A 14,773-nucleotide genomic window follows, 5' to 3' on the forward strand; every position below is an offset into this window, starting at 1 on the left:
AGCTGACCGCCTCACGTAAAAATCGAGAACGATCAGCCTTTCATCATAATGATGCGACTAGTAATCCTAAAATGAAAAACAATGTGCCTAGTACAGCTGCAGTTCGGTTCAAAACAGCGTCGAAGCCGCGCGCTTTCTGGCGGCCGAACAACTGCTCCGCGCCACCTGCAATCGCCCCAAGACCTTGCGACCGACCTGACATGAGCAGTACGACGACAATCAATAAAACAGCCACGACGAGTAGGCTGATTGTAGCGATCGTTTGCATAGTAGTCAGTTCCTCCTTCTTTTTACACGCTTCTTATTATATAGAAGTTGGCGTCAAAACACCAGCTTTCAAATTATCGGGACGGGTAGCTGAACCCTTCCCCGATGACTTCTTTCACTTGGTGGATGACGACGAAGGCACGTGGGTCTGTCACTTCGACGATTTTCTTGAGCGGGCCGACTTGGCGCTTGTCGACAATCATATATAGCATGTTCTTATCCTGCTTCGTATAGTAGCCGTGACCGTGGATAATCGTCGCCGAGCGGCCGAGCGTCTCCGTCAACACGACGGCGAGCTCTTCTTGTTTGTCACTGATAATCGTGACGGCCTTACGGATGTTGAGCCCTTCGGCGACGAGGTCGATGACCCACGAGCCGATGATGATGGCAATCAACGTATAGAGCACGACTTGTTCCCCGAGGATGAAGCCTGACGCCCCGACGACGATGGCATCGATGATGAACATCGACACGGCGACGCTCATGTGCAAATACCGCTCCATGAGGCGGGCGATGATGACCCCGCCCCCGGTCGTCCCGCCGACGCGGAGCACCATGCCGATGCCGACACCGATCATGATCCCGGCATACACCGCCGCGAGCAGTTTGTCCTCGGCCGGGCTGCCCCAGTCATGGGTCAAGCTGAGGAAGAACGACGTCGCGATGACAGCGACGACCGAATAGACCATCGTCCGGCGGTCGAGCAGCTTATAACCGACGATGAATAAAATCCCGTTCCCGATAATCGACGTGACCCCGAGGTCCCAGCCGAACAAGTAGTACAGAATGATGGTGACCCCGAGCAGGCCGCCTTCCGAAAAATCGTTCGGGACGGTGAAGTAGTTCACCCCGAACGCGAGAATGAATGAGCCGGCGACAATCCAGGCGATATCCTTCAAGGAAATCGATTGGAGCTTCTTCCAGACTTGTTGACGCAATAGATGTTGTTGTTGACGTTTCATTGGTTGTCCCCCTTCCATATAAAAAAGACCGCGGCACAAAGCCGCAGTCTAAGTCTTACTGTTGAACTGGCTTTGGCGCACCGTCTTTCATAATCGGCAACTTGCGGTCCACGACGTTCGTGTAGACGTTCAAGAGTGCCTCTTTTTCCAAATCCCAGTTATATTGCTCACGCGCCGTCTTCGTGTTCTCTTTGACACGGGCGTAGAGTGCTTGATCGTCGAGCAGGCGGTTGACGCCTTCGGCGATCGATTGTGGGTCGTGCGAATCGACGACGACACCGACGTCGTTGCCGGCGACGACACGTTCGATTTCCGGGAAGTCACATGAGACGACCGGTACTTCGGCCATCAAATATTCGAACAGTTTGTTCGATGACGCCGAGTAGTGGTTGAAGCAGACGTTGTTCAACACTTGGAAACCGAGATACGCGTTCATCGTATAGTACGGTAACGCCTCGACCGGTACTTTGTCAATCATCTTGACGCGGTCGCTGACGCCTTCGTCCTCGATCATCCGTTTGATGACTGGTTTGAGTTTTCCGTCCCCGATCATGACGAGCGTGCCTTCGTTGAAGTCCTTGACCGCGAGGATGAGCTGCTCGAGTCCGCGGCCGGCTTGAATGCCGCCTTGGTACAAGAGGATTTTCTCATCTTTCGGCAAGTCGAGGAGCGCATGCAAGTCTTTACGGAGCGAGAAGTCGAGCGGACGATAGAACGGATAGTTGTGGAGCACGTACGGATAGAAGCCGTAGAGCTCTTCGTTGTGCGCCGCGCGCGTGTGGTTCTCGACCATCATCGAATCGACATACGGCAAGAGCCAGCCTTCAAGGTTACTTTGGATATAGCCGTAACCGGTCCGGTCCGTCTGGACTTCATGCGAGTCGTAGACAATTTTGCCTTTGTTGACGATTTTCCCGGCGATCAACGCCTGCGGGAGCGTGTTCAAGTCGTTGGCGTGATAGAAATCGTACGACTTCTTCGTCGAAGTGAACACCATCTCAAGCATCGCGCTCGCATTGACGATGTTTTTACGCACCGGCGGGAACAAAATCGCACCTGCTGCCGCACCGAGTCCGAGCATCGTCAATGGTGCGAGGATGAACAATCCCGCGCCGACGAGTCCAGCCCCGAGCTGGCGTGTCTTCTTCTCAGACACCCATGTCCGAATCGATTTGAGCGCCTTCATCCCATTGGCGAGAATCGACGGCTGACGTTTGACGCGAATGACGCGGAACCCTTCCGGACGCATCTCTTCTTTCGGGAGCGACGGATTTTTCGGGTCTTGAAGCGCAATCAAATCGACTTCATAGCCCGCTTCGGCGAGCGCCGAGCATTCGCGCAAGACGCGCGCATCATTCGTAAAATGGTTCCATACAAACATACATACTGACTTCATCGTGTTTCCTCCATCGTTACTTTTTCGATCACGTCTTCGAGGACGTGTATATTGTTTTCCCAGCACAGATTCTCTTTCACATAACGGATCCCGTTCACACCGTATTTCTCACGCAACTCGGGACGTTCGAGCAATTTACGGAGCATGTGCTCGATCTCGTTGATGTCACGCTTCCGTGACACGTAACCGACCTCGGCCGCTTCGATGACATTCGCCGCATGGCCTGACACCGCCGCGACGATCGGTTTACCGACCGCCATGTAGTCGATCAGTTTGCCCGGGATGACCGTATCGAACACTTCTTGCTCGATCAGGCTGACGAACGCGACGTCCGCGTTCTTGATGGCTTGGAACGCCTCCGTCCGAGGCATCGCCTCGAGGAAGAGGAAGTTCTTGAAACCACGGGCCTTGATCGTCTCTTTCAACTCGTTTTTCCGGTACCCGTAGCCGATCAATTTGAAATGGACGCGCGGCTCGTCACGGAACCGCTCCGCGAGTTCAAGCAAGAGCGACACGTCTTGGGCGAGGCCCATGTTCCCGGCGTACAGGATTTCCATCCGGTCGTCCTCGGGGACGGTCCGCTCGAGGTTGCGCTCGCTCTCACGAATCGAGTTCGGCATGTAGTGGATCATCTCGTTCTCGACGCCGCGCTGGCGAAGATAACTGCGGAACCCTTCCGAGTTGATGATGATTTCATCGGCCGACTTATACAGCCGCTTCTCGAACCAGAACGCCGGGGCAAGCATCCAGTCGTGTTTGAACACGCCGACGCCTTTCACCGACTCTGGCCACAGGTCACGCACGTCCAAGATGAACGGGACGCCGTACTTGCGTTTCGCATATACACCGACGAACGCCATAAAAAAAGACGGGGTCGTCGCAAAGACGACATCCGGTTTCGAGTCGAGCTTTTGGACGGCGGCGACGCCTTTGATCATTTGTTCCAAAAACAAAGCGAGCCGACTCACCATGTTCGACGTATGTTTGCGCTTCTTCGTGATGAGTCGCTTGATGAACGGCTGGTTGTTGAGCGCCTTGTCGTTCCAGAAGCGATCGTCTTTATACAAGTTGAAGTTCGGATACGATGGGGCGGCCGTGATGACCTCCACCTCGTATCCGCGTTCCTTCATGAGATGCGTGATATTTTGCATCCGGTTGCCGGCACTGCCGATCTCCGGATAATAGTTTTGACAGACCATTAACATTGTTTTCAAAAATAACACACCTTACTGTTGTTCGAGTTCGTCCACGAAGCGCTTCAAGAGCGTGTGGACGTTGGCTTTTAAATCTGGGTCGCACAGTGCGTGGGCGATCGTCGCTTCGATGAAGCCGATCGGTTCTCCGACGTCATAGCGACGCCCGTCAAATTCATAGGCGAAGACGGTCTCCACCTCGTTCAAGCGGGCGATGGCGTCCGTCAATTGGATCTCGCCTCCCGTCCCGACTTCTTGCGCCGACAACACCTCGAAGACGTCCGGTGTCAAAATGTAACGGCCGAGGATGGCGAGGTTCGATGGGGCTTCACCGATGGCCGGTTTCTCAACGAACGTCCGGACCGGGATGAGCTTTCCTTCGACGGCAAGCGGGTCAATTATACCATATCGATTCGTCATTTCATACGGGACGCGTTGCACCCCGATGATCGAGCGCTCATACTGCTCGTACTGGTCGATCAATTGCTTCGTCGCCGGCACGTCCGCCTCGATGATATCGTCCCCGAGCAGGACGGCGAACGGTTCGTCGCCGATGAATTTCCGGGCACACCAAATCGCGTGGCCGAGCCCTTTTGGTTCCTGTTGCCGTATGTAATGGATGTTGGCGAGGTTCGACGAGTGGCGCACCGACTCGAGGAGCTCGGTCTTGCCTTTTGACTCGAGGTTCTGTTCGAGCTCGATGGCCCGGTCGAAATGGTCCTCGATGGCGCGCTTGTTCTTCCCGGTCACGATAATGATGTCCTCGATGCCGGAAGCGACGGCTTCTTCCACGATGAATTGGATCGTCGGTTTGTTGACGATTGGGAGCATCTCTTTTGGCATCGCCTTCGTCGCCGGCAAGAAGCGGGTACCGAGCCCGGCGGCCGGGATGATGGCTTTCCGTACGCGTGTCATGGACGTCTCTCCTTTTTTATGCTTTATCTGATGATTATACCCAATTTCCCATCGTTCACGCACAAAAAAAAACGGCCGTGACGCACGTCACGACCATTTCCGGTCGTCCATATACTTGTACAGGAACCAACCACCGACACCGAGCGCGATGAGAAGAAGGAGAAAACCGCTGATCATCATGACGAACGCCTCCTTTCACCTACACTAGTCTATTCCCGGAAACGGAGCAGAATATACTATCCGTCCTGGCGGCACCGATGCTTTCTGCAGGCAATCTACGGTGCCGCTTGGACGGAATCAGACGGTGGGCGACTCCTTGGGGAGAGTGATGCAAGGATGACCCCGTAAAGCGCGCGTGCGCTGCGGAGGCATCCGCATCACCCCAGGAAAGCGTCCCACCGTCTGATGAAGGTTATTCAAATAACAAACCACAAAAAAACAGGCCCGCACGAGGCGGACCTGAAAACAATCAATTATTTTTTGAGGTTGTAGAACGACTTGATGCCGTCGTATTTCGCTACATCGCCGAGCATGTCTTCGATGCGGAGAAGTTGGTTGTACTTCGCGATACGGTCTGTACGCGAGAGCGAACCAGTTTTGATTTGACCAGCGTTTGTTGCAACCGCGATGTCCGCGATTGTTGCGTCTTCTGTTTCACCAGAACGGTGTGAGACAACTGCTGTGTAACCAGCTTTTTTAGCCATTTCGATCGCGTCAAATGTTTCTGTGAGCGTACCGATTTGGTTAACTTTGATGAGAATCGAGTTCGCGATACCTTTTTCGATTCCTTCAGCCAATTTCGCTGTGTTCGTTACGAAGAGGTCATCCCCAACGAGTTGAACTTTGTTACCGATTTTCTCAGTAAGCAATTTGTGGCCATCCCAGTCGTTTTCATCGCAACCATCTTCGATTGAGAGGATTGGGTACTTGTCAACGAGTTCTGCGTAGAAGTCTACGAGTTCTGCAGTTGTAAGTGATTTGCCTTCGCCAGCGAGTTCGTACTTGCCAGTCGACTTGTCATAGAACTCAGAAGATGCAACGTCCATTGCGAGGTAGACGTCTTCACCTGGTTTGTAACCAGCTTTTTCGATCGCTTCAAGGATAACAGTGATCGCTTCTTCGTTTGACTTAAGGTTTGGTGCGAAACCACCTTCGTCACCGACTGCTGTGTTAAGACCCATACCAGAAAGAACTGATTTGAGGGCGTGGAATACTTCAGCACCCATACGGAGCGCTTCACGGAACGTTGGCGCACCAACAGGCATGATCATGAACTCTTGGAAGTCAACGTTGTTGTCCGCGTGCGAGCCACCGTTGATGATGTTCATCATTGGTGTTGGAAGTGTCTTCGCGTTGAATCCACCGAGATACGTGTAAAGTGGAAGACCGAGCTCATCAGCTGCTGCGTGAGCTGCTGCCATTGAGACACCAAGGATTGCGTTTGCGCCGAGCTTCGCTTTGTTTGGTGTGCCATCAAGTTCGATCATTTTAGCGTCGATTGCATTTTGGTCGAAAACATCGTAGCCGATGAGTTCAGGTGCGATTGTGTCGTTTACGTTCGCAACGGCTTTGAGTACACCTTTACCAAGGTAGCGTGACTTGTCGCCATCACGGAGTTCAACTGCTTCGTGCTCACCAGTTGATGCGCCTGATGGGACGAGGGCACGGCCGAAACCACCGTCTTCTGTGAAGACTTCTACTTCTACTGATGGGTTACCACGTGAATCCAAAATTTCGCGTGCGTAAATTTCTGTAATCATTGACATATTGATTCGCTCCCTTTTATTTGGAAAGTTTTTTGAGTTACTTCGTGACGATTGATGTGCCGGTCATTTCTGCCGGTTGCTCTCCACCGAGAAGGTGAAGGAGCGTCGGGGCGAGGTCGCATAACGCGCCTTCTAGAACTGGTTTCAGTTCCACCCCTTCTTTCGTGACGATACATGGTACTGGTTCCGTCGTGTGGGCCGTCATCGGTGAACCGTCCGGGTTCGTGACAAGGTCAGCGTTCCCGTGGTCCGCCGTGATGATCGCCGCGCCGCCTTTAGCAATGAGTGCGTCCACTACTTTACCGAGGCATTCGTCGACGACTTCGACAGCTTTCTTCGTCGGTTCGAGCATACCGGAATGGCCGACCATGTCCGGGTTCGCGTAGTTGATGATATACGCGTCATACGTGTCCGATTCGATGCGTTCGAGAAGACCTTCCGTGAGCTCGTATGCGCTCATTTCCGGCTTCAAGTCGTACGTCGCCACTTTCGGTGACGGTACGAGGAAACGATCTTCACCTTCGAACGGTGTTTCTTGTTGTCCGTTCAAGAAGAACGTGACGTGCGGGTATTTCTCAGTTTCCGCAGCGCGGAGCTGTTTGTACCCTTGCGCGGCGAGAGTCTCACCGAGCGTGTTTTTCAAATCTTCTGGTGGGAAGACGATGTCCGTGTCGATTTCATCCGAGAATTTCGTCATCGAGACGAGCAAGATGTTCTCTGGATGTGTGTTCGAAAGTTCGAAGCCTTTGAAGCCGGTCTTCTCTTTGAACACTTTCGCGAGCTCGATGGCCCGGTCCGGACGGAAGTTGAAGAACATGATCGCGTCGTTATCTTTGATCGTCGCGACCGGTTGTCCATCTTTCTCGATGACCGTCGGTAAGACGAATTCATCCGTCAAGCCGTCTGCGTACGACTGTTTAAGCACGTCGACCGCATTCGTGCCGACTTCGCCTTTCGCGTTGACGAGCACGTCGTATACTTTCTCGACGCGTTCCCAACGGTTATCGCGGTCCATGGCATAGTAGCGTCCAGACACGCTAGCGACTTGACCGAGTCCGAGTTCAGCGAGCTTCGCTTCCGTCTGTTCGAGGAAGCCAGCGCCTGATTTCGGATCACAGTCACGGCCGTCCGTGAAAGCGTGAATGTATACTTTTTCGATACCATGAAGTTTTGCGAACTCGACGATGGCGTACATGTGGTTGATGTGAGAGTGAATCCCACCGTCTGAGACGAGGCCCATGATGTGGAGGCTCGAATCATACTTTTTCACATGTCCGGCCAAGTGATTCATCGCTTGGCGGTCGAAGAGTGAACGGTCTTTGATGGCGTTGTTGACGCGTGAAAGTGACTGATAGACGACCCGGCCGGCACCGATGTTCAAGTGACCGACTTCCGAGTTCCCCATCTGACCTTCCGGAAGGCCGACGTACTCGCCTTTCGCGTTGAGGAGCGTATGTGGATACTGCTCCCAGTAGCGGTCGAAGTTCGGTTTGTTCGCCGCAGCGACCGCATTACCGAACGTTTCGTTCCGCATTCCAAAACCATCCAAGATGATGAGGGCGACTGGTCTTGCCATTTAAATCGCCTCCAACAACTTGAGGAACGAAGCAGCTTCAAGTGAAGCACCGCCGACGAGCGCGCCGTCGATGTCTTCTTGCGCCATATACTCCTTGATGTTCTCAGGTTTTACAGAACCGCCGTATTGGATGCGAACCGCAGCCGCCACGTCTTCACCGTAAAGACCTTTTACCACGTCACGAACATATTTGCATGAGCTTTGCGCATCTGCTTCGTCCGCTGATTTACCAGTGCCGATCGCCCAAACTGGCTCGTACGCGATGACGAGTTGTTTGACTTGGTCAGCTGAGAGGTCCGCGAGGCCACCTTCGACTTGCGTCTTGATGACTTCTTCGAACTTGTCGCCTTCGCGCTCTTCTAATGTCTCACCGACACAAACGATTGGCGTAAGACCGTGTTCGAACGCTTTTTTCGTTTTGCTGTTGATGAACGCATCAGATTCGCCGAAGTATTCGCGACGCTCTGAGTGTCCAAGGATGACGTATGTCACGCCGAGGTCAGCGACCATGGCCGGGCTGATTTCGCCTGTGTATGCCCCGCTGTCTTTGTCGTACATGTTTTGAGCACCGAGCTTAAGGTTTGACCCCTTCGCTGCTTCTACCATCGGTGCGAGGAAAAGTGCTGGTGCACCAATCGCCGCGTCAACTTTGTCCGTTGACGGGATGTTATTTTTAACTTCCTCTACGAAAGCGACAGCTTCCGAGAGTGTTTTGTTCATTTTCCAGTTACCTGCAATAATCGGTTTACGCATCGATAACCCTCCTCTATTTTACTTGTCGTTCAACGCTTCGACGCCTGGAAGTTTCTTGCCTTCCATGAATTCGAGTGAAGCGCCGCCACCAGTCGAGATGTGGCTCATTTGGTCAGCAAGGCCAAACTTGGCTGCTGCCGCGGCTGAGTCACCACCACCGATGATTGAGTATGCGTCGCTGTCTGCGAGTGCTTGAGCGACACCTTTCGTTCCGTTAGCGTACTTATCGAGTTCGAATACGCCCATCGGTCCGTTCCAAACGACAAGTTTCGATTCGCGAATCGCTTCCGCGTAAATTTCGACTGTCTTCGGTCCGATATCAAGACCCATGTGATCCGCAGGGATCGAGTCGATATCGACTGGTCCGACGTATGTCTCTTCGCCGAATTCTTTCGCAATGACACAGTCGACCGGCATCAAGAACTTCACGCCTTTGTCTTCTGCTTTTTTCATGAACTGACGAGCGAGGTCGAGCTTGTCTTCTTCAAGGAGTGACGTTCCGACTTCGTGCCCGAGTGCTTTCGAGAACGTGTACGAGAGACCGCCACCGATGATGAGTGTGTCAACGATGTCAAGAAGGTGGTCGATGACCCCAATCTTGTCAGCAACTTTCGATCCGCCGATAATCGCCGTGAACGGACGGTCTGGATTCGAGAGTGCCTTCCCGAGGACTTCAAGTTCTTTCTCCATCAAGAGACCAGCCACCGCGTGGTCCACGTTTTGCGCGATACCTTCTGTTGAAGCGTGGGCACGGTGAGCCGCACCGAACGCGTCGTTGACGAAGATATCAGCGAGTGCCGCGAAACCTTTCGCGAGTTCTGGATCGTTTTTCGTTTCACCAGGGTAGAAACGGACGTTCTCGAGAACGACGACGTCACCTTCACCAAGTTTTGAAACGGCTTCTTCTGCGACTGGACCGTACGCCTCTTCAACGAGGGGTACATCTTTGCCGAGAAGTTCAGCGAGACGTTTAGCGACCGGTGCGAGTGAGTACTCGAGGTTCTTTTCGCCTTTTGGACGGCCGAGGTGGCTCGCCAAAATGACTTTCGCGCCGCCGTCGATCAAGTGTTTGATCGTCGGAAGAGCCGCTTGGATCCGCGTTTCATCTTGAATGACGCGATCTTTGAGTGGAACGTTGAAGTCAACGCGGCAAAAGACGCGTTTCCCTTTTACATCGATGTCACGAATAGACTGTTTGTTCATAACCTTCGCCTCCATATGTCGTGCGTGTCAATTTCATAAATAGAGCGGAGAACAATCTCTTGTTTCCGCTCCTATTTGATTCTATTTAGTTCACGAACTTACTTCGCGATTTCAGCGAAGTGCTTGAGTGTGCGAACCAATTGTGCAGTGTAAGACATTTCGTTATCGTACCAAGAAACTGTCTTAACGAGTTGCTTGTCGCCAACTGTCATTACTTTAGTTTGTGTCGCATCGAAGAGTGAACCGTAAGTGATTCCGACGATGTCAGAAGATACGATTTCGTCTTCAGTGTAACCGAATGACTCGTTCGCTGCTTTTTTCATTGCTGCGTTGATTTCGTCAACAGATACAGTTTTCTCAAGAACTGTTACGAGCTCTGTGAGTGAACCTGTAGCAACTGGTACACGTTGTGCCGCACCGTCAAGTTTACCTTGAAGTTCTGGGATAACGAGGCCGATCGCTTTAGCCGCACCAGTTGTGTTCGGTACGATGTTTGCTGCTGCCGCACGTGCACGACGGAAGTCGCCTTTCGGGTGTGGAGCGTCAAGCGTGTTTTGGTCGCCTGTGTAAGCGTGGATTGTTGTCATGAGACCTTCAACGATTCCGAACTGGTCTTGGAGAACTTTCGCCATTGGCGCCAAGCAGTTTGTCGTACAAGAAGCACCAGAGATTACTGTCTCAGTACCATCAAGGATGTCGTGGTTTGTGTTGTAAACAACAGTCTTCATGTCACCTGTAGCCGGAGCCGAGATCACAACTTTTTTCGCGCCAGCTTTCAAGTGAAGCTCCGCTTTTTCTTTTGCTGTGAAGAAACCAGTACATTCGAGAACGATGTCAACACCGAGCTCGCCCCATGGAAGTTCTTCTGGGTTGCGGTTAGCAAGTGTAACGACTTTCTCGCCGTTTACGAGGAAGTGATCGTCGTGTACTTCTACTTCTCCGTCGAAACGACCTTGTGTCGTGTCATACTTGAGAAGGTGAGCGAGCATCTTCGTGTCAGTCAAGTCGTTGATTGCAACAACTTCGATTCCTTCGTTTTTGATGATCTCGCGGAATGCCAAACGACCAATACGTCCAAATCCGTTAATACCAACTTTTACTGCCATAGTTAATTTCCTCCTTAGGGTAGAAGCTATTTATTGAAGAGCCAACGGGGGTCAACTCTTTAATAACGATTTAATAATTCTGTCGCCGCACCTTCGTCTGTGACGAGGATGATGTTCGGCGTGTGTTTCGCATATGCGGCAATCGCTTGGGCCTTCGATTTTCCTCCGGCGACCGCGATGACGGTGTCCATGTCGTCGAGCTCCTCTAATTGGATCCCGACCGTCTTGACCCGATGAACGATTTCACCTTCGGCGTTGAAGTAATATCCGAAAGCCTCGGCGACGGCATCATGCCGTTCGATCATCCGCAAATGCTCTGGTGACGCGTGACGGCGTTTCGCCATCGTTTCCGCCTCACCAATTCCATGTACCACAATTCGCGCCGCTCTAATCATTTCCAGGACATTTTTTATGCTAGGTTCCTCCACCATCCGCTCGAACGTCTCTTGCGAAACCTCGTCCGGAATGTGGAGTAAATGATAGTCGGCATGGGCCCGGTCGGCCATTCGAGAACAGACGGTGTTCGCCTGTAACTCAAGCGTCTCTCCGAGTCCGCCGCGTGCCGGCACGAAATGCATCGGCCGTTCTTTTTTATCGGGCGACATCATGGCCGCAACCGATGCCATCGTCGTCCCGCCTGTAACCGCGATGATATTGTCGTCAGGTGCCAGTCGCGCTTTCAGCTGCGTGACGGCGGCCCGACCGATATCTCGCTGGACCCAGAACGTCTCGTCGGAATCACCCGGTACGATGACGACTTGGCGAACGCCTAGTTTTCGCTCGAGTTCTCGTGCGACTTCCGAGATGCCTAGGATCTCTCCCATGACCTCGTGCAAGTCCCGGAGAACGTTTCGGCCCGATTCCGTAAGGGAAATACCTTGAGTAGCGACCATCAATAGACCTTGGTCTTTCAAAAAGTCGACTTCTCGTCTTAGGATTCGTTCCGTCAGCCCGAGGCTTGTGGCGAGTGTCCGGCGGCCGATTGGCTGCATCAACCGGACGTAATGTAAGATGTCGTAACGATGTCGGAGCGTATCGAGCATGTCGGGAACGATTTGCTTCTGAACTTGAATCAGCTGCTGGATCATACTCATTCCCCCTCGATCTAAAGCATGGACAACTTTTGTCCCACTTTTATATTTGCGTCCCACCGCTACGACTTCATCTTATCAATGACCTTTCCGTCTTGCAACCCCTTCAAACGTTTTTTTTCGATGTAAGCGTATACTTAACAAAATCTTCAACTTTACTGTCATCGTATCGCCCTTGACTAATGACGCGCCCCTCGTGTAAGACGACGGGGATTTCAAACAAGTACTTCGCCTCGAGTTCTTCGTTGCCCGTGATGTCGATCTGTTCAAGTTCGAACGGATAGTCTTCCATGAGCCATTCGAGCATGACGAGCGCATCCTCGCAGAGCGAACAGTTGGCACGCCGGTACAACGTCAGGACCATGTCAGTCCCCTCCTTTCCATAGTTGTCGTTCCCGCTCCCGCGAGTTTCCAAAACCGAGCGCCTCCCGATAGTTCGCCACGGTCCGTCGTGTCACCGTATAACCGAGCCGGGCCAACTCTCGCATGAGCGCGGCGTCACTCAAAGGTGACGTCTCTTGTTGAATCAGTTCGGCGAGCGCCTTCTTCACCATGAACGGCGATTGCCCGTGCTCCGTGGACCTGACGAAAAAGTGGCGCCACGCCATGACCCCGCCTTCGGTCGCCACATACTTTCCTTGGATGGCCCGTCCGACGGTCGACTCGTGCTTGCCGATCCGCTCGGCGACTTCTTTCCGCGTCAACGGATGCAAGACGAGCTTGCCGTCGAGCCAGTCCGCCTGACGTTCCGCGATGACCGTCCATACCGAATGAAGCGTCGCGTTCCGCATCTCGAGCGTCTCGTGCCACCACTTTGCCTCGCGGTCGTCCCCGATCCGAGTCGCATCGAGCGTTGGGCTGAACCATGTCGTCACAAGCTCATCGTCACGCCGAACGACTTCGAGTTCCGGGATGATATGCTCGGTTCCTTCATATATTATTGGTGTTTTCGGTAACGTCGCCACGATACGGGTCACCCGGTCGAACTCGGCCACCGAGATGTCGAGTCGCCCCGGGATGTCATCAACGTTCGCGTCGAGCGCCTCGAACACGTCCAAGACGAGCGGGTCGTCATGTTCAATCGCATGCCGGTATTGGCAGTCCCGCTCATTCTTCGCCCCGATTCCCGTCGGTTCTAAAAACAAGAGTGCCTGGCGTGCCGCCTCAATGTCCGCCACATCGACCTCGAATCGATGGGCGAGCACGAAGTCACTATCAGGCAAGAGGCCACGATGGTCTAGCGCGAGGACGAGCCGCTTTTGAAGCATACGTTGGACCTCGTTCCCACTTCCTTCCTCGATTTGTTCGAACAGACGCGACTCGAACCCGCTCGCCGTGTCCTCCACCCATTCGACCGCGCCGCTGCCGATGGCGATGTTCGGGTTCCGCTTTGACAAGCGGCCAAGCTGAAAAGCGATCGCGGTCCGGTCTGCTTCGAGAACCGGCAGACGCCTGACCATGTCCTGGGTCAGCTGTTGCTTTTGAAGTTGCTGTTGTTCTTGGCGTTGCATCGGTCACACCCCTCTCGTTTCCTATTGTAGCGAAAGGCGGGAAAACGCGCTCAAAAAAAGTGAGACGAACAGGATTGCTTTTTTAAAAAAACAAATGTATAATAAATCGTGTCAGAGAACATGCACCCGTAGCTCAGGGGATAGAGCACTGGTTTCCGGTGCCAGGTGTCGGGAGTTCGAATCTCTCCGGGTGTATCAAAGAAAGAGGTCAGGCAGATGCCTGGCCTCTTTTGTCGTTTTAGAATCGTCAAACCGTGGAATAGGTCAAAAACGATGACTATCGTTTGACCAACATTGACTATAGCGGTATGATATGTTTACAACCTACATAAAGGAGGCAGATTCAATGTTAATTCCAACAGTTATCGAACAAACAGGTCGCGGGGAACGCGCGTACGATATTTACTCACGCTTGCTCAAGGACCGCATCATCTTGCTCGGAAGTGCGATCGACGACAACGTCGCCAACTCGATCGTTGCCCAGCTCCTCTTCCTTGCAGCCGAGGACCCAGATAAGGACATCTCACTTTACATCAACAGCCCGGGTGGTTCGATCACTTCCGGAATGGCGATTTATGACACGATGAACTTCATCAAACCGAACGTGTCGACGATTTGTATCGGAATGGCCGCATCGATGGGTGCCTTCTTGCTCCAAGCCGGTGAAAAAGGCAAACGCTTCGCGCTTCCAAACGCGGAGATCATGATTCACCAACCGCTCGGCGGTACGCAAGGTCAAGCATCGGACATCAAGATCCATGCTGAACGCATCATCAAAATGCGCGAGAAATTGAACCAAATCATGGCCGACAACACAGGCCAGCCGCTTGAAGTCATCGAGCGCGACACAGAGCGCGACTACTTCATGTCAGCTGACCAAGCGAAAGACTACGGTCTCATCGACAAGGTCATGACGCGTTAATCCAAAAGCGCCTTTCCCAACTCTGAACTGCTCCCCGTCAAGTAGACAGTGTAAATAATGAAAACCAACCTAGGCGGCTTGAGACCTGTATTCGACAGGACTCAGGCCGTTT

14 protein-coding genes and 1 tRNA gene are annotated in these 14,773 nt (G+C 52.9%); 2 read left to right on the plus strand and 13 right to left on the minus strand.

The genetic code is table 11. The annotated features are described in order from the left end of the window. Window positions 1–43 precede the first annotated feature (43 nt). From secG to KNP64_RS11395, 13 genes are all read right to left on the minus strand, one after another. On the minus strand, window positions 44–268 hold the full coding sequence (gene secG / locus KNP64_RS11335; protein ID WP_012726902.1) for a preprotein translocase subunit SecG: 225 nt from the start codon (window positions 266–268) through the stop codon (window positions 44–46). Window positions 269–341: 73 nt separating this feature from the next. Beyond that, window positions 342–1,229, minus strand: coding sequence for a YitT family protein (locus KNP64_RS11340; protein WP_128124240.1), 888 nt, complete (start codon window positions 1,227–1,229; stop codon window positions 342–344). A 55-nt stretch (window positions 1,230–1,284) separates the two neighbouring features. Continuing rightward, window positions 1,285–2,625, minus strand: a complete 1,341-nt coding sequence (locus KNP64_RS11345; protein ID WP_214752937.1) for a glycosyltransferase — start codon at window positions 2,623–2,625, stop codon at window positions 1,285–1,287. Then, a complete protein-coding gene (locus KNP64_RS11350; RefSeq protein WP_034780020.1) occupies window positions 2,622–3,830 on the minus strand; it encodes a glycosyltransferase family 4 protein in 1,209 nt (402 codons plus the stop codon). Before KNP64_RS11350 ends, KNP64_RS11345 begins: the two co-directional genes overlap by 4 nt. 21 nt (window positions 3,831–3,851) lie before the next feature. Next, window positions 3,852–4,733 (minus strand): UTP--glucose-1-phosphate uridylyltransferase GalU, encoded by an 882-nt coding sequence (gene galU, locus KNP64_RS11355; protein WP_214793445.1) that lies wholly within the window; start codon window positions 4,731–4,733, stop codon window positions 3,852–3,854. Window positions 4,734–5,206: 473 nt separating this feature from the next. Next, window positions 5,207–6,499, minus strand: a complete 1,293-nt coding sequence (gene eno / locus KNP64_RS11360; RefSeq protein ID WP_114166805.1) for a phosphopyruvate hydratase — start codon at window positions 6,497–6,499, stop codon at window positions 5,207–5,209. Between the two features lie 37 nt (window positions 6,500–6,536). Then, window positions 6,537–8,075: a 2,3-bisphosphoglycerate-independent phosphoglycerate mutase gene (gene gpmI, locus KNP64_RS11365; protein WP_214793448.1), complete on the minus strand. Its 1,539-nt coding sequence runs from the start codon at window positions 8,073–8,075 to the stop codon at window positions 6,537–6,539. After that, window positions 8,076–8,828, minus strand: coding sequence for a triose-phosphate isomerase (gene tpiA / locus KNP64_RS11370; protein WP_034778525.1), 753 nt, complete (start codon window positions 8,826–8,828; stop codon window positions 8,076–8,078). Window positions 8,829–8,846: 18 nt separating this feature from the next. After that, window positions 8,847–10,031, minus strand: coding sequence for a phosphoglycerate kinase (locus KNP64_RS11375; protein WP_131437839.1), 1,185 nt, complete (start codon window positions 10,029–10,031; stop codon window positions 8,847–8,849). A 98-nt stretch (window positions 10,032–10,129) separates the two neighbouring features. Then, window positions 10,130–11,137 carry a type I glyceraldehyde-3-phosphate dehydrogenase gene (gap, locus tag KNP64_RS11380; protein ID WP_138859074.1) on the minus strand — a complete coding sequence of 336 codons (1,008 nt, stop codon included), beginning with the start codon at window positions 11,135–11,137 and terminating at the stop codon, window positions 10,130–10,132. Between the two features lie 59 nt (window positions 11,138–11,196). Beyond that, complete coding sequence (locus KNP64_RS11385) at window positions 11,197–12,222, minus strand: sugar-binding transcriptional regulator (RefSeq protein WP_034780023.1); 1,026 nt, start codon at window positions 12,220–12,222, stop codon at window positions 11,197–11,199. A 112-nt stretch (window positions 12,223–12,334) separates the two neighbouring features. Further along, complete coding sequence (locus tag KNP64_RS11390; protein WP_214793451.1) at window positions 12,335–12,592, minus strand: glutaredoxin family protein; 258 nt, start codon at window positions 12,590–12,592, stop codon at window positions 12,335–12,337. Window position 12,593: 1 nt separating this feature from the next. Next, complete coding sequence (locus tag KNP64_RS11395; protein ID WP_214793454.1) at window positions 12,594–13,739, minus strand: RNA polymerase factor sigma-54; 1,146 nt, start codon at window positions 13,737–13,739, stop codon at window positions 12,594–12,596. A 122-nt stretch (window positions 13,740–13,861) separates the two neighbouring features. Between KNP64_RS11395 and KNP64_RS11400 the strand changes: the two genes are divergently transcribed. Together KNP64_RS11400 and clpP are read left to right on the plus strand one after the other, a co-directional pair. Further along, a tRNA-Arg gene (locus KNP64_RS11400) sits at window positions 13,862–13,934 on the plus strand. 151 nt (window positions 13,935–14,085) lie between these two features. Next, on the plus strand, window positions 14,086–14,661 hold the full coding sequence (clpP, locus tag KNP64_RS11405; protein ID WP_024370422.1) for an ATP-dependent Clp endopeptidase proteolytic subunit ClpP: 576 nt from the start codon (window positions 14,086–14,088) through the stop codon (window positions 14,659–14,661). Window positions 14,662–14,773: the final 112 nt, after the last annotated feature.

It is taken from the genome of Exiguobacterium sp. s64 (assembly GCF_018618035.1).
Classification (GTDB): Bacteria; Bacillota; Bacilli; order Exiguobacteriales; family Exiguobacteriaceae; genus Exiguobacterium; species Exiguobacterium mexicanum_A.